A 14,782-nucleotide genomic window follows, 5' to 3' on the forward strand; every position below is an offset into this window, starting at 1 on the left:
AAATAATTTGACATTATATTATGGAGGTGATTTTATCATTGTTTAAATTATTTCAAGTACATACCTTTGCACTGAAATGAATAGCTATCTCAACATTTTCGATTTTTCAAAGAAAATAAACTACAAAAATGAATTATTGGCAGGTTTTACAGTAGCCATGACCATGATTCCGGAATCTCTTTCGTTTGCAATTTTGGCAGGCCTTTCTCCATTAACAGGTTTATATGCAGCTTTTATGATGGGATTGGTAACCGCAATTTTAGGCGGTAGACCAGGAATGGTTTCCGGTGGAGCAGGAGCCACAATTGTAGTTTTGATAGCTTTAATAAAAACCCACGGAATAGAATATCTTTTCGCAACGGTTGTCCTTGCGGGGATTTTTCAATTATTGGTGGGAGTTTTCAAGCTCGGAAAATTTGTGAGATTAATTCCGCAACCGGTAATGTATGGTTTCTTGAATGGTTTGGCAGTCATTATATTTATGGCTCAGATCGAACAATTCAAAATAACAGACAGCAACGGAGTTGTTGGTTGGCTTCAGGGTACATCCTTATATATTATGGCAGGATTAACTGCTTTAACGATTGCTATTGTTTACTTTTTTCCTAAAATAACAAAGGTTATTCCGGCTTCATTAGTCGCTATTTTAATAGTTTTTGCCGTTGTTTTAGGTTTTAATATTCATACAAAAACGGTTGCAGATATTGCCAGTATTAGTGGAAGCCTTCCCGGTTTTCATATTCCGCAGATTCCTTTTTCATTAAAAACGTTGGAAATTATTTTTCCGTATGCCATGATTATGGCGGGAGTAGGGTTGATAGAATCTCTTCTTACCTTATCAATGGTGGATGAGATTACAGATTCCAAAGGAAATGCAAACCGCGAATCTGTTGCGCAAGGGGTAGCTAATATTACCAACGGATTTTTCGGTGGAATGGGCGGTTGTGCAATGGTTGCACAGACTTTGGTTAACCTAAATGCGGGTTCAAGAGCCAGATTATCCGGAATTATTGCATCAATTACTATTTTAATTATCATTTTGGTTGGAGCTCCATTTATTGAAAAAATTCCGATGGCAGCTTTGGTTGGAGTAATGATGATGGTGGCGATCAGTACTTTTCAATGGGTTTCAATTCGAATTGTGAATAAAATGCCGAAGTCTGATATTTTTGTAGGTATTACAGTAGCTTTAATAACTGTTTTTTTACACAATCTGGCACTAGCCGTTTTGGTCGGAGTTATAATTTCGGCATTGGTTTTTGCCTGGGATAATGCGAAAAGAATTCGTGCAAGAAAGCATATCGATGAAAATGGAGTAAAATATTATGAAATTTCCGGACCCTTATTTTTTGGTTCTGTGACTGCATTTACTGATAAATTTGATCCTGCAAACGATCCTGCAGAAGTAATCATAGATTTTAAAGAGAGCAGAATTGTAGATATGAGTGCCATCGACGCTTTAGATAAACTGTCGAAAAGATATGCTCAGCTAAACAAAAAATTACATTTAAAGCATTTAAGTGAAGACTGTAGAAAAATGTTAAAAAACGCAGAAGCAGTGATTGAAGTCAATATTCAGGATGATCCTACTTATAAAGTGATGCCGGAGAAGTAGAAGAGTGGGAGTGTTCTAGGGGTTGAGAGTTTTAGAGTGTCATTGAGAGGAGCAAAGCGAGCCTGTGCTGAGCCTGTCGAAGTAAAGCAATCTCAAAAAAAAATGTGGTCAAAAAGGAAAAAATCTGAGCAATCAGCAAAATCCGCGCGAGAAAAATTCACAATTTACCATTCACAATTCACCTTATAACCCAAACAAGGACTGCAAAATAAATTCACAGCCCTTGTTTTTTAGGTTATTACTATATTTGAAATAAAATCAGGCACTAAAGCATAGTGCGACAATTTCATATTGATCGAAGCTCTACCGCTCGTCAGCGTTCTCAGATTAGAAATATATCCGAAATTAGAAGCTAAAGGAACTTCCGTGGTGAATATCTTTCTTCCGGATCTTTCATCGATGGTGAAATGTTTTTGAGTGTGATTGTAAAGTAAATAATAGATTCACATTCCGGGAAATCATAAAATATCATAAAACAGAGAGACAACACTTTGGGTTTATGATAAAAATTTTATCTTTGGGAAAACTGAAAATTTTAAACACGAATTGATGATAGAAAGTAGTAACCATTTAAAACATCTTTTTCAAGAAAAGCTAAATAAAAACTTTTAACTTAAACCATTTTGAAAACAGATATAGACATCCACAATCACTCACATTTTTCTTTTGATTTGTGGCTTACTTTAATAAAATCTCACCCTGAATTTAAAGCAAAAAGAGTTGAGCTGTTCTCCTCATTTTTTAACGTAAATAAACCCATTGAAGAAGTTACGAAAGTCGTAAAATATTACGATGATCTTTGTAATACGATCAATGAAGTTATTGGGGGTAATGTAGATACTTTTGAAATTTATTTATTGATATTGAATTCTTTGGAAGTTGATATAAAGCGAGTGAATAGAGATAATTTAAGCGATTTTTATCAAAAAAGTGAAGATTTATTTTTAGAATATAAACCAGTTGTGATTTTCGAAAATTTACATCAGTTTTTTGATGAAATAAAGAATCAGGGTAAAACGATTAATATTTTAAGTAATACAGGATTTATCAAAGGAAAGACGATGAGAAAATTCCTAATCAATGAAAATCTTGATAAGTATATCGATTTCCATATTTATTCTGATGAACTGAAAATTTCTAAACCAAATCCACTTGTTTTTCAAGAGGTAAAAGATAAAGTTAAAAACCAAGATCTGCCGATGAATCAGATTTTGCATATCGGAGACAATCCGATTGCGGATTACAAAGGCGCAATGGATTTTGGTTTCAATGCACACTTACTTAAACACTAAATTGATATGAATAAGAGGTACAGTTTACACCACATTCATTCGGCGGAGGAGTTTACTTTTTCGCCTGCGGAATACAGCTATTTCAAGTATGGCGATAAATCGTATGCTGAAAAATTTGCAAAAGAATTATTTGAAGGATTTCTTTCTGAACATGAAGAAATTTTAAATACAAATAAAGAAATTGTAGTCTTGCCAAGTCCGTACATGGCGATTCCTACGGCTTCTAATTTTTTATGTTTTTATTTTAAAAAGTATCTGGATTTTTACTTATTTCAGAAAGGAAAAAAGTCGAGTATTTTATCAAAAATCAATAGAAATCATACGTATACAACAGATTACGGGAATTTAAGCTTTGAAGACCGTAAAAATCTGATTGCCAATGATACTTATTATCTCGATAAAGATTTTTTAAGAGGAAAACTTTGTATTTTTATAGACGATATAAAGATAACCGGAAGTCATGAATATACAGTGAATAAAATTTTGGATGAATTTGATGTGAAAGCAGATTTTTTATTCATGTATTACGCTGAATTGATGAATTTTGAGTTGGATCCTAAAATTGAAAACTTCTTCAATTACTACGCTGTGAAAGATGTAAAACATGTTGCAGAAGTAATGGTAAAGCCAAGTTTCCAGTTCAATACAAGGATTGTGAAATATATTTTAGGCCTAGATTCAAGTAATTTTGAGTATCTTACGTCTAAAGTAACAAAAGAACATATGGATAACCTGCTGGAACTTGCGATCAGCAACAATTATCATTTAATAAAAGAATACGAAAACAATATAAACACTTTAACGCAAACTGAATTATATTATGGCTATTAACTTACAAAAAGGACAAAGAGAAAACATAAACGCACCTAAATTTACTGTAGGTTTAGGTTGGGATACCAATAACACGTCTACAGGAACAGGATTCGACTTAGATGCGTCTTTATTTTTATTGGGCGAGAACAAAAAGTTAGTTTCTGATAATCATTTTATTTTTTATAACAACCTTGAGTCTCCGGATAAATCAGTGATTCACTCAGGTGATAATTTGACAGGTGATGGAAATGGTGATGATGAGCAAATTAAAATCGATTTAACTAAAATTGATGATGCTGTAAAAGAAATTACAGTGGTAGTAACGATTCACGAAGCTGAATCCAGAAAGCAAAACTTCGGACAGGTAAGAAATTCTTTCATCAGAATTTTCAATACGGAAACGAATGAAGAGCTTTTAAAATACGAATTAGACGAAGATTTCTCAATCGAAACTGCAGTAGAATTTGGAAGAATCTACAACAGAAACGGAGAATGGAAATTTGAAGCTGTAGGAAGCGGTCAAAGAGACGGTCTGGATAAGTTTGTATCAATCTATCAATAATTTACCATGGATAATCAAGAAAATCAACCGATTGATCCACTTGGATCTATTGAACCTTTAAAGACATTCGAACCTGCTCCGATGGCTCCTCCGACACCGGTTCAGCCGGCAACTCCAAGTATGTCTCCGGCTCCGCTTGTGGACAGAGACGGCAATGTAAATTTGACTCAATTACAGATTGAAGAGCGTAAAAAATATGAGGTTCTTGCAGATTCTATCGATGAATCTAACCCTGGATCTATTGTCAATTTTGGAGCTGATCTTCAGAGAACTTTGTCTAATCAGAGTGATAGTTTCTTAGGAAATGTAAGAAGATCAAATTCCGGAGAAGTAGGAGAGCTTATCAATAATCTATTGGTAGAGCTTAATTATGTAGATGTAGATGAATTAAATCAGAATAAATTCAAAAGCTTTTTAAGCAAACTGCCGTTCATGAAGAGTATTGTGACGCAGATCGAGAATTTATTTACAAAATATGATAAGATCGTTAATAATATCGATCAGATCGCTTATAAAGTAAATGCAGGAATCATTACTTCTACCAAGGATAATGCTGTTTTGCAGACTATTTTTGAAAGTAATGTGAATGCCATCAAGCAGATCGAAGAATTGGTGATCGTCGGAAATCTTAGAATGGAAAAAGCAGGAGCTGAATTGGCTCAAATGGAAGCTGCTCCACAGACTTATCAGGATTATCAAATTGCTGATAAGAGAGATTTTATCGCGAGATTAGACAGAAGACTTGCGGATCTTAAAGTGGTTCGTCTGATCATGATGCAGTCTCTTCCGCAGATCAGATTGGTTCAAAACAACAACGTTTCTATCGCTGAAAAAGCACAGACAATCTTGACGACAACATTGCCACTTTGGAAAAATCAACTTTCATTGGCGGTTGCGATGTACAGACAGCAGCAGAATATTGAGATTCAACAGAAAGTTTCTGCTACAACAGAAGAGATTTTGAGAAAAAATGCAGAGCGTTTAGGTCAGAATTCTGTTAATGTTGCAAGAGCAAACGAGCAGACTATTGTTTCTGTTGATGTTTTAAGAGAGACAACTGCGAAACTTATTGGTACTTTGAACGAGGTGAAACAAATCCAAAAGCAAGGTGCAGAAGGCAGAAGAAAGCTGGATCAGGATCTACAGACATTGGAACACGAGTTAAAAGCAAACGTCAGAGGATAATTAATACCGTATAAAGGTGAATGATGAAGCTGTAACCATATTATCTCAAAGTAAAAGAAGATTAACAAAACTTAAACTTCTTTCGAATTTTTTTGAAAATGTTGATATCATATCGATTTATATTAAAACAGATATTATCGACAATTTATTTCGGGAAAATAAGGGATTGGATTATAGTAAACTCGAGCTTTTTCACCTCCAATATACAGACAGTTTAATAGAATTGCTGACGAAGATAAAGCGTCAGAAAGAAAATGATCTGTTAACGGTAATTAATGAAATTGACGTTAATAATAAATATATTTCGGGTTTTGAGGAAGGCAGAGCAGATAGTTTTGAAACCGACAGGAAAATGTACAGCGGTGTATTTTCCAATCAGTTAAAAAGCCTTTATAAAGACCTTACAGAAGATAAATTTCGGTTGCAGTGGGACAACGTTCTGTATTTTTATAAAAAATATGCAACAGAGTTTTACAGATCAAGTGTTGATGAAGAGCTTTTAAAATGTAATAAAGTTCCATCGTATCAGTATTTGGATTATTCAATCGAAAGAAAACTGTTGGGAAGGCTTAATATACAGGGTTTTAAAGTTCGTTTTATATGCGGTTACATTGTTGCGGGTAATGAGTATGAGCTTTTTAAGGTTTTTCAGTCAGATGATCATTTCATATTTAATATTGAAGAAAAGAAAATGTACATGATTGATTCTAAAATACTCGAAAAGATAGATATCACGCCTAATGAATCAAACCAAAGCTCAATTATTAATCAGTTGAGAAGAAAAAATGAACAGCTGGAAGATACGATCAACGAAAGAAAGCGAACATTACCGGAGGCGGTAACAAACGTTCTGAAAGACTATCTCCGGAATCTCGAAAGTGTAGATATTATGAGCAAAATATTCGACATTAATGAAGAAACGAATATTCTTCGCGCCATGTTGAATTTAAATTTAAATAATTAATAAAAAGCTGAAAAGCTAAGGCAAAATTTGCCCAAACAAATAATAAACAACTAAACATAAAAAGATGGCTATTAACTTACAAAAAGGTCAAAGAATAAACCTTACGAAGGAAAACGGTACAGCTCTTACGCAGGCTTGTGTTGGGATCAACTGGGGTGCAATTGAGAAAAAAGGTTTCTTCGGAGGAGTTACAAGAGAAGCGGTAGACTTAGATGGAAGCTGTATTTTATACGATTCAAATAAAAACGCAACTGAAGTAATTTATTTCGGAAACCTAAAGTCTAAAAACGGTTCTGTAAAGCACAGCGGAGATGATTTAACAGGTGACGTAAACGGAGATGACGGTCTTGATAACGAAGTTATTACTGTTGATTTCAGTCAGTTGGATGCTGGTGTAGAGCATGTTGCATTAGTTTTAAACAGTTATAGAGGTCAGGACTTCGGAACAATTCCTTTTGCTTCGATCAGAATTTACGAAGGAACTCCAACAAACGTTAGAGAAGTTTTTGCTAAATATGACATCGCAAATGATGCATCCTTTAAAGGTCACGTTGCCATGGTAATGGGGGTTTTCTACAAGAGAAACGGAGAGTGGAAATTCAACGCGATCGGAGATCCTACTGCAGACAAAAAATTAGAAGATACAATTAAGACTGTTCAGCAGAAATATTTGTAATAAATTATTAATTCTGGCTCAATTAGAACGGGCTTTAGCCCAGTTACAACAAATAGGTTTCAAATTTGGCTTTAGCCAAAACTTATTAATTGGACAGTATTAAATATGTATATCAAATTAGAATAAATTATTAGCAATAATTGTACATCATACAGTTATTGCTTTTATCATATAATAACACATAATATAGTGGAACAACATCAAAGTATTTTAGAACTGCACCCTGGTTTGGTGTGGGGGTTTGCGATAACGGTTGTTATCATGTTACTTCTGGATTTAGGAGTTTTCAACAAAAAAAGCCACGAAGTTTCTTCGAAAGAAGCCACGATCTGGTCCGTGGTGTGGATTTCATTATCAATGATCTTCTCAGGAGTGGTGTATTGGGTTTACAATTCAGATTTAGGTCCGGGAAGTCATGCACTAGCAGTTGAAAAATTTACACAATACCAAGCGGCTTATTGGGTCGAAAAAGCCCTTTCGGTAGATAATTTATTCGTATTTATCCTTGTTTTTGGGTTCTTTAAAGTTCCAAAGCACCTTCACCATAAAGTATTGTTTTGGGGGATTATCGGAGCATTAATATTCAGAGCGATATTTATTTTTGCCGGAGTTGGTCTTATCAATTTAACGTATTTACCTGAAATGACGATTTTTGGTCAGGCGGTTACTATCAATGTTGTAATGACCTTGTTCGGAATCTTCCTAATTTACGCAGGAATAAAATCATGGGGTGGCGGAGATGACGGAGACGATGAAGATTTCGGCGATTCTGCAGGTGCAAAATTGATCAAAAGCTTCTGGAAAGTTTCTGATAATTACGACAAAGACAAGTTCTTCACCGTTCAAAACGGAATCAAAATGGCGACACCTCTTTTGGTGGTAGTTGCGGTTATCGAGTTTACAGACGTTCTTTTCGCGGTAGATTCAATTCCTGCGATTTTTGCGATCTCAAATGACCCGTTTATCCTTTATACATCGAATATCTTTGCCATTTTAGGTCTTAGATCATTGTATTTCTTGTTGGCGAATTTTATTCACATGTTCAGCAAGTTACCGTATGGTTTAGCAATTATCTTATCTTTCATCGGAGTGAAAATGCTAATTGCACCGTGGATACACATTTCATCACCAGTTTCATTAGGAATTGTGGGTGGAGTATTGGTGATCTCGGTTCTGTTATCAATTATGTTTCCTGACAAAGACGACGAAAAAGATAAAATAGAAGATTAAAAATATAAGCCTTACTGAAAAGTAAGGCTTTTTTATTTTCATAGTAAATTGACTATTGACTATTGACAATTCATCATTCATATCAATTCACCTTTTATCCATGTAAAAGTTTATTGATTTTTTTTCTTGTCTGAAAAGATACTTTATACGCTTCATCACGTAATTTCTGGATCTTTCCTACAGGCTGAAAAATAGATTTACTTTCAAATGGATTAAAAGAAAGCAATTCATTTTCACAATTTCTGGGTTCTGGTAATGAGCCTTTTTCAATTTTTACTTCACCAATTTTAATGAAAGGTGAGTTTTTCCATTCAACATTAAGTTTGTTGATCGGTTGATCTTTTACATCATAACAAAACTGAATAAGAATATCTGCCGAAAAATCATTTGATTTAAAATAATTCTCAATCGCTTCCCGGGTCTTGATTTTCTTGCCGAAATGCTTATCAACACATTTCGGACTTAATTTTATTTTGATCATATTTTCTCCCAATCGATAGGCTCCAACAGAATAATAGTCAAATGACAGAATGAAATCATTCTTTTTACTTAAAAGTTTTACAATATTTTTTAAAAAAGATAAGGTAAAAACTGATGGAGCTGCTTTGAAAATTTGAGTGATTAAGGGAAATAATTGACTCCACTTTTTCATGAAAAAATTATTGACAGAAGTGAATAATTTTAAAAAAGTACTCACCGAATTTACCGGAAATAAAGGAAAATTGACCAAAGGATAATTAGCAATCAAACTTCCGTTCTCATCATTTATTTTTACCGAAAAACCATAGGCAGGAATATCTTTTTTAGAATTTTTAATTTTTAAATGAGCATTGGAAAATCTGATGACAATGTCAAATTTTTCTCTGTCAAAAAATTGTTTTACTTCACCCGGAATATCCGGATTGATGACGAACTTACCCTTCAAAACAGAATAGGTCTTCGCATGAGCATTTCTGGTAGCATAATTCACGTCACTTATTGAAGATGATTGTTCTACAAAATCTGCGATACTTTTTTTGTTGATTTCCAGAAGTGTCTTTTCCTCTTCGTTCAGTTCATCAAATTTCTTATTATATTTTAGTGGATCTGGCATTTAGTTTTAAAATTCAATTATAACGCCAAGTTTCGAGATGTGTGTTAAAATAACATTAATGTTATTTGAATTTTTGGAGATGTTTAGAATCGAGGTAATTACGAGCTTCCAAAACTTCCATCCTCCAGCTTCAAACTTCCCGCTTCAAAATCTTATCTTTGTAAAAAAAATCAATTATGGGAGTAGCAGATTTGTTATTTAAACGTAAAAAAGAATTGGCAGAGAAAAACCTTAACGACGGTAAGGAATACATGGAAGAATATGGTAAAAGAGAAAGCGTAGTGCAATTGCCAAGCGGTTTGCAGTATGAGATTATTACCGAAGGAGATGGTGAAAAACCAGGCCCTAAATCTATGGTTAAATGCCACTACCACGGAACTACAATTGGCGGAAAAGTTTTCGATAGCTCTGTAAAAAGAGGAACGCCGGCTTCTTTCCCATTGAATAAAGTAATTAAAGGCTGGACGGAAGCATTGCAGTTAATGCCCGTAGGAAGCAAATGGAAATTGATCATTCCTCCACATTTGGCTTATGGAGAGCAAGAAGTAAGTAAAGAAATAGGACCAAACAGTACACTTGTTTTCATCGTGGAATTGTTGGGAATTAAATAATCTTACCTTAAATATAAATTAAAATTTACCTGATTTTCGGGTAAATTTTTTTATTTGTGTATCTTAGTGTTTACAACTACCTTGAATAATAAACGTAATGTCATTCCGATGATAGAAGGAATCTCTTTACCACATGAGATTCTTCATTTTATTGCATTTTGCTAAGAATGACAGATGCCAAAACATAATTAAATGAAGAAATTATTTTATCTTTTTGCTATTTTTAGTTTAATAACTTCCTGTGTTTCCAAGAAAAATCAGGCTATAAAACAGAATATTCTTACGTTAAGAGACAGTTATTGTAAAGCGCCATTTCAATATAATTATTCCAAAAAATTACCTTCATATAATTCAGACTCAATTATATCAGCGAATAAAGATCTTAAACCCATGTTTTCTGATCAGAGCATTTTGATTTTAAATGCTTTGGATAATCTGGATGAGGTGCATAAAATTATGGAACTTAAAAAAGATTCATCTTTGGCTTCTCAGGTTAAAGTTTTACAGCTTAAAACAATAATTAATAGTAAAATAACAATTTCTCTAACAGAACTGGATGCCGTTGCTGCAGAATTTGATTGTGAAGGTGAACGTGTTGCCCAAATTGGAAATTATGTTGATAACCTAAATGATTCAAAAAGTAATAAACTCATTTTATATTCAATCGTTGCCGGAGCTGCTGCATCTATCGCAGGCGGAATTGTAAAAGATGACGCCTGGAGTAGTGTGATTGATATTGGTGGTGGAGCCTTGGGAGCAGGTTTTGGTTTGGCAACATTAAATCCGAAAGGTAAAAAAGTTGAATTTGTACATACAAGAAATCTTCTGCGTGACATTTGGCGAGAAAAATTGGAGTCTCCGAACTTTCCGCCATTCATTTGGTATATGTATACGGAGAAAAAGTTTTCAAATAAAGAAACCCATTCTATTATTCAGAGCATGAAGGAAAGATGGCTGCATTATCAGTTTGATGACAGTAAAATAGAAGCAGATAAGTCGGTTATTTTTAGTGATGGAGGGTATTACAGAGCAGATGATCTTCATAATCGTGCCGCAATGTTGAACCAGATGCAATCTGCTACAAGAACGATCAATCAGAATATCAATTATTTGCTGTTGGATTTAGATAAATTAATTCTTTAAGAAAAATTTAACTGTAATAAAATTTGTTACATTTAAAAATTTGTCTACCTTTGTTATGTAATTAAGATGAACAATACAAGATTTGCTACGGCGATACATATTATGACCTTACTGGCTAAAAGTCCGCAGGAGTGGTTAACTTCTGAGTGGATGGCGGGTAGCATTAATATAAATCCGGCGGTTGTTCGTAAAGAGATCAGCGTTCTTCGAGAAGCGGGTTTAATTACGAGCAGACAAGGCAAAGAGGGTGGAAGTCAGCTTTCCAGAAATGCAGATTCAATTACAATTTCTGAAATTTATTCAGCAGTAAAGAACTCTGAAGTGTTAGGAAAGAAGAATAACAATCCAAACCCTGTCTGTAGTGTCGGTCGTGAGATCAATAATCATCTGAATGATTTGTTTGTAGAGACAGATCAGTTAGTGGTAAAATTTTTGGGAAACAAGTCATTGAAAGAATTCACTGATCAGTTCGATTAAAATTTTTTAATCCTAAATGTAACAAGATTTATTACAATTAATTTAAAATAAAAATAGTATGAAAAAAGTAGCAGTAATTGGTGCAACAGGATTTGTAGGTACTCAAGTCGTAAACGAATTGGCAAACAGAGGATATGCGGTAGAAGCTATCGTGAGAGATGCCTCTAAAGTCGAGCAAAACGATAAAGTATCTGCAAAAAGTATTGATGTAAATAACATAGATGAGCTATCAGAAGCTTTAAAAGGCAGCGATGCCGTGATCAGCACCTTCAATGCAGGTTGGACGAACCCAAATCTTTACAACGATTTCCTTACAGGTTCTGAAAACATCGAGAAAGCGGTTGAAAAAGCTGGTGTTAAAAGATTTATTACAGTAGGTGGAGCTGGAAGTCTTTACATCGCAGATGGCGTTCAGATTGTAGATACTCCGGATTTTCCTGAAGCGTACAAACCTGGTGCGACAGCGGCAAGAGATTATTTAAATAAAATCAAAGAAAACAACACATTGGATTGGACGTTCTTCAGCCCCGCTATCGAAATGAATCAATCAAATGTTGGAACAAGAACAGGGAAATACAGAACTTCTTTAGAAACTCCTGTTTTAAATGAAGAGGGTAGAAGCATCCTTTCTGTAGAAGACGTTGCGGTAGTTTTGGTTGATGAATTGGAGCAGAATAATCATATCCGTGAGCGTTTCACAGCTGCTTATTAATTAAAAAAGACAAGAATGTTAGGAAAGAAATTATTATCATTAATGGCCTTATTGGGTTTTGTAAGCATTTTATTTGCTGGAAACTTAAAGATTAAAGTTTATAATCCAGGTTCAAAAGCGATTTTTCCAATCACTTCAACGATAATTTACGGAGATAAAGATGCCATACTTATTGATGCGCAGTTTCAAAAGCAATATGCTGAACAGCTTGTCAAGGACATTAAAGCTACTGGAAAGACTCTGAAAACAGTTTTTATTTCTCACAGCGATCCGGATTTTTATTTCGGTTTGGATGTCATCAAAAAAGCTTTTCCAAATGTAAAAATAATTTCCACAGCACAGACGGCTTATCTTATTTCGGCTTCGAAAGACGATAAACTGGCAGTTTGGAAACCTCAACTAAAAGAAGATGCACCTTCAGAAATTATTGTTCCGGAAGCGGTAAATTCAATTCCTGATTTAGAAGGAAATAAAATTGAGATTAAACAAAACCCTGATGATCCGGCTCATAATTTTCTTTGGATTCCTTCTTTGAAAACGGTTGTCGGCGGAATTTCAGTTTCTGTAGATTCTCATCTCTGGATGGCCGATACGCAGAATCAAAAAGCTATTGATCAGTGGATTGGGCAAATTGATGCCATGAAAGCATTAAATCCTACACAGGTTGTACCTTCTCATTTTGCAAAACTGAGTCTTTCTCCAAACTCGTTAGATTTTGTTAAAAATTATCTTGAAAACTATAAAAAAGCAGTCGCAGAAAATAAAACTTTAGAATCGACTGTCAATTTTATGGTTAATAAATATCCAAGTCTTCCGGGAAAAGATGAATTGGCGATGGGAGCTAAAGTTTTCTTAGGAGAAATGGATTGGGATTTAAAATCACCTTATCCTGCCATCGGACGAAAAGTGGAAGTGAACTTTGGAACCGCTCAATTTATTCTAGATTTTAAAGATAATAAAACCATGTCTTTTGTCGGAACAGCAGGTGAAGTGAAAGGACTTACTGATACTGTTGAATATATAGTGACAGAAGTTTCGAAAAATGTCTTTATGGTCTATTGGCATGAGCCTAAAGTTGGTGTAAACGTTGTGAATGTTCAGGATTATAATAAAAACATCATTTATTCAAATATTCTGAAAAAAGATGGTTCATCAGATCATCCGAAAGGAACAATTAAGATTTTAAAATAATTCTTTCTTACTGATATAAACAAGTTTCGGCGGCACCTTTGGTGCCGCCGAAACTCTATAAAGATTAAATCTCGTTTATAAATTCATAAACAATTTCGGATTTACCGGCGTATTGTTTTTGTGTACTTCATAATGAAGATGCGGTCCAGTGGAACGTCCCGAATTTCCGGATTTTGCAATTACCTGACCCACTTTTACTTTTTCATTAACTTTCGCTACCAATTGAGATAAATGTCCGTATAATGTAGCCAATCCATTTCCGTGAGAAATAATTACACAGTTTCCGTAACCTCCTTTCTGTCCTGAGAAAATTACAGTTCCTGCAGCAGTTGCGATAACATCAGAACCAAAAGCGACGCCAATATCCAACCCTTTGTGAAACTGCATCTGATCAGCCTCAGCAGGCGGATTATTTTTTTCAACAACAGGAACCTTAGACCCTGAACTTGAATTACTGGCGATTGATTTTGTAGAAGTACTTGCAGGAGCCGAAGCCACAGGAGCTGATTTTGGCGTCACTATTACTTTTACTTCTCTTTTATTTCCGTAGCTGTCGGTTAATTCGATTGTTTTTTCAACGGGTTCTGCCTTTACTTCAGGTTTTGCGGCTGCGACAACAGCGGCAGGTTTAGATTCTGAAGACGCACCCGATCTTACAGATGCGTAAACAGTTTTAAAAGGAATAGGATTTTTTCTGATACCGAAATTTGATGAGATATGGCCTTCAGTAGGCATTCCCAATGGAACTTGCATTAATTTTTTCTGCAGATCTATTAAATACTGGCTGTATCGGTTAGATTGTTTTGCCAGATATACGGAGCTTGAAATACTGTCTTTGCTAAGAATCATTAGCTTTTCATTCGAAATATCTTTTGATTTTAAGAATGAATTGAGTTGAGCAACAGTTTGATCTACAAGACCTAAATCTGTTTTCATTTTTAAGTAATCTACACTGTCTTTTTCAGTATTTATTTTTACAAGGTTCACTTCATAGGTTTTATCATCTCTGTCAGAAAATAATTTGGCTATGAAAATCCCTTGTGCAAAAACTACTAATAAAAGTCCTCCCAGAAGGATGTTTACGTTCTTCTTGCTGCTTAGAAATTTTTTCATTTTTCTTCTCTTAGTATATTAAAAAAACGGTTTTAAGCTTGCAAATTTAATTAAAAATAAATTTTGAGGGTTATTTTTAACAAAACTTTAGTTATTTCTGTAATT

The 14,782-nt window shown here is 34.4% G+C and carries 16 protein-coding genes; 13 read left to right on the top strand and 3 right to left on the bottom strand.

All coding sequences use genetic code 11. The features are described from left to right. Positions 1-76 precede the first annotated feature (76 nt). Positions 77-1,615, top strand: coding sequence for a SulP family inorganic anion transporter (locus EG348_RS10810; RefSeq protein ID WP_123983130.1), 1,539 nt, complete (start codon positions 77-79; stop codon positions 1,613-1,615). A gap of 230 nt (positions 1,616-1,845) precedes the next feature. Here EG348_RS10810 and EG348_RS10815 read toward each other — a convergent pair whose 3' ends face one another. Beyond that, the gene (locus EG348_RS10815; RefSeq protein ID WP_317127009.1) at positions 1,846-2,058 is read right to left on the bottom strand and encodes a hypothetical protein; all 213 of its coding nucleotides are present in this window, start codon (positions 2,056-2,058) and stop codon (positions 1,846-1,848) included. A gap of 180 nt (positions 2,059-2,238) precedes the next feature. On the opposite strand from EG348_RS10815, the gene EG348_RS10820 reads away from it, so the two are divergent. The 7 genes from EG348_RS10820 (at position 2,239) to EG348_RS10850 (ending at position 8,337) form a co-directional block, all read left to right on the top strand. Further along, a complete protein-coding gene (locus EG348_RS10820) occupies positions 2,239-2,907 on the top strand; it encodes an HAD family hydrolase (protein ID WP_123983131.1) in 669 nt (222 codons plus the stop codon). 6 nt (positions 2,908-2,913) lie between these two features. After that, a complete protein-coding gene (locus EG348_RS10825; RefSeq protein ID WP_123983132.1) occupies positions 2,914-3,738 on the top strand; it encodes a phosphoribosyltransferase family protein in 825 nt (274 codons plus the stop codon). After that, positions 3,728-4,282 carry a TerD family protein gene (locus EG348_RS10830; RefSeq protein WP_123983133.1) on the top strand — a complete coding sequence of 185 codons (555 nt, stop codon included), beginning with the start codon at positions 3,728-3,730 and terminating at the stop codon, positions 4,280-4,282. The genes EG348_RS10825 and EG348_RS10830 overlap by 11 nt, the downstream gene beginning before the upstream one ends. 6 nt (positions 4,283-4,288) lie before the next feature. Next, positions 4,289-5,467: a toxic anion resistance protein gene (locus EG348_RS10835; RefSeq protein ID WP_123983134.1), complete on the top strand. Its 1,179-nt coding sequence runs from the start codon at positions 4,289-4,291 to the stop codon at positions 5,465-5,467. Positions 5,468-5,483: 16 nt separating this feature from the next. Next, positions 5,484-6,431: a hypothetical protein gene (locus EG348_RS10840; protein ID WP_123983135.1), complete on the top strand. Its 948-nt coding sequence runs from the start codon at positions 5,484-5,486 to the stop codon at positions 6,429-6,431. A gap of 64 nt (positions 6,432-6,495) precedes the next feature. After that, the gene (locus tag EG348_RS10845) at positions 6,496-7,107 is read left to right on the top strand and encodes a TerD family protein (protein WP_123983136.1); all 612 of its coding nucleotides are present in this window, start codon (positions 6,496-6,498) and stop codon (positions 7,105-7,107) included. A 189-nt stretch (positions 7,108-7,296) separates the two neighbouring features. Continuing rightward, positions 7,297-8,337, top strand: coding sequence for a TerC/Alx family metal homeostasis membrane protein (locus EG348_RS10850; protein ID WP_123983137.1), 1,041 nt, complete (start codon positions 7,297-7,299; stop codon positions 8,335-8,337). Between the two features lie 94 nt (positions 8,338-8,431). On the opposite strand, the gene EG348_RS10855 is transcribed toward EG348_RS10850, so the two are convergent. Next, positions 8,432-9,430, bottom strand: coding sequence for a catalase (locus tag EG348_RS10855; protein WP_123983138.1), 999 nt, complete (start codon positions 9,428-9,430; stop codon positions 8,432-8,434). A 176-nt stretch (positions 9,431-9,606) separates the two neighbouring features. Between EG348_RS10855 and EG348_RS10860 the strand changes: the two genes are divergently transcribed. The 5 genes from EG348_RS10860 to EG348_RS10880 all read left to right on the top strand — a co-directional run bounded on the left by EG348_RS10860 (position 9,607) and on the right by EG348_RS10880 (position 13,564). Next, positions 9,607-10,041 carry an FKBP-type peptidyl-prolyl cis-trans isomerase gene (locus tag EG348_RS10860; protein ID WP_123983139.1) on the top strand — a complete coding sequence of 145 codons (435 nt, stop codon included), beginning with the start codon at positions 9,607-9,609 and terminating at the stop codon, positions 10,039-10,041. Positions 10,042-10,233: 192 nt separating this feature from the next. Continuing rightward, entirely contained in the window at positions 10,234-11,184 is a 951-nt protein-coding gene (locus tag EG348_RS10865) for a hypothetical protein (protein WP_123983140.1), read from the top strand. Positions 11,185-11,250: 66 nt separating this feature from the next. After that, the gene (locus tag EG348_RS10870; protein ID WP_123983141.1) at positions 11,251-11,661 is read left to right on the top strand and encodes an Rrf2 family transcriptional regulator; all 411 of its coding nucleotides are present in this window, start codon (positions 11,251-11,253) and stop codon (positions 11,659-11,661) included. A gap of 58 nt (positions 11,662-11,719) precedes the next feature. Beyond that, positions 11,720-12,373, top strand: a complete 654-nt coding sequence (locus EG348_RS10875; RefSeq protein WP_123983142.1) for an NAD(P)-dependent oxidoreductase — start codon at positions 11,720-11,722, stop codon at positions 12,371-12,373. Between the two features lie 15 nt (positions 12,374-12,388). Beyond that, a complete protein-coding gene (locus EG348_RS10880) occupies positions 12,389-13,564 on the top strand; it encodes an MBL fold metallo-hydrolase (protein WP_123983143.1) in 1,176 nt (391 codons plus the stop codon). A 75-nt stretch (positions 13,565-13,639) separates the two neighbouring features. Here EG348_RS10880 and EG348_RS10885 read toward each other — a convergent pair whose 3' ends face one another. After that, the gene (locus tag EG348_RS10885) at positions 13,640-14,677 is read right to left on the bottom strand and encodes a M23 family metallopeptidase (RefSeq protein ID WP_123983144.1); all 1,038 of its coding nucleotides are present in this window, start codon (positions 14,675-14,677) and stop codon (positions 13,640-13,642) included. Positions 14,678-14,782: the final 105 nt, after the last annotated feature.

It is taken from the genome of Chryseobacterium sp. G0201 (assembly GCF_003815655.1).
Lineage (GTDB): Bacteria > Bacteroidota > Bacteroidia > Flavobacteriales > Weeksellaceae > Chryseobacterium.

Coding starts and splice junctions, on each gene's coding strand:
- EG348_RS10845 (WP_123983136.1), top strand. CDS start 6,496: ATGGCTATTAACTTACAAAAAGGTCAAAGAATAAACCTTACGAAGGAA.
- EG348_RS10860 (WP_123983139.1), top strand. CDS start 9,607: ATGGGAGTAGCAGATTTGTTATTTAAACGTAAAAAAGAATTGGCAGAG.
- EG348_RS10810 (WP_123983130.1), top strand. CDS start 77: ATGAATAGCTATCTCAACATTTTCGATTTTTCAAAGAAAATAAACTAC.
- EG348_RS10870 (WP_123983141.1), top strand. CDS start 11,251: ATGAACAATACAAGATTTGCTACGGCGATACATATTATGACCTTACTG.
- EG348_RS10885 (WP_123983144.1), bottom strand. CDS start 14,677: ATGAAAAAATTTCTAAGCAGCAAGAAGAACGTAAACATCCTTCTGGGA.
- EG348_RS10880 (WP_123983143.1), top strand. CDS start 12,389: ATGTTAGGAAAGAAATTATTATCATTAATGGCCTTATTGGGTTTTGTA.
- EG348_RS10830 (WP_123983133.1), top strand. CDS start 3,728: ATGGCTATTAACTTACAAAAAGGACAAAGAGAAAACATAAACGCACCT.
- EG348_RS10865 (WP_123983140.1), top strand. CDS start 10,234: ATGAAGAAATTATTTTATCTTTTTGCTATTTTTAGTTTAATAACTTCC.
- EG348_RS10835 (WP_123983134.1), top strand. CDS start 4,289: ATGGATAATCAAGAAAATCAACCGATTGATCCACTTGGATCTATTGAA.
- EG348_RS10855 (WP_123983138.1), bottom strand. CDS start 9,430: ATGCCAGATCCACTAAAATATAATAAGAAATTTGATGAACTGAACGAA.
- EG348_RS10825 (WP_123983132.1), top strand. CDS start 2,914: ATGAATAAGAGGTACAGTTTACACCACATTCATTCGGCGGAGGAGTTT.
- EG348_RS10875 (WP_123983142.1), top strand. CDS start 11,720: ATGAAAAAAGTAGCAGTAATTGGTGCAACAGGATTTGTAGGTACTCAA.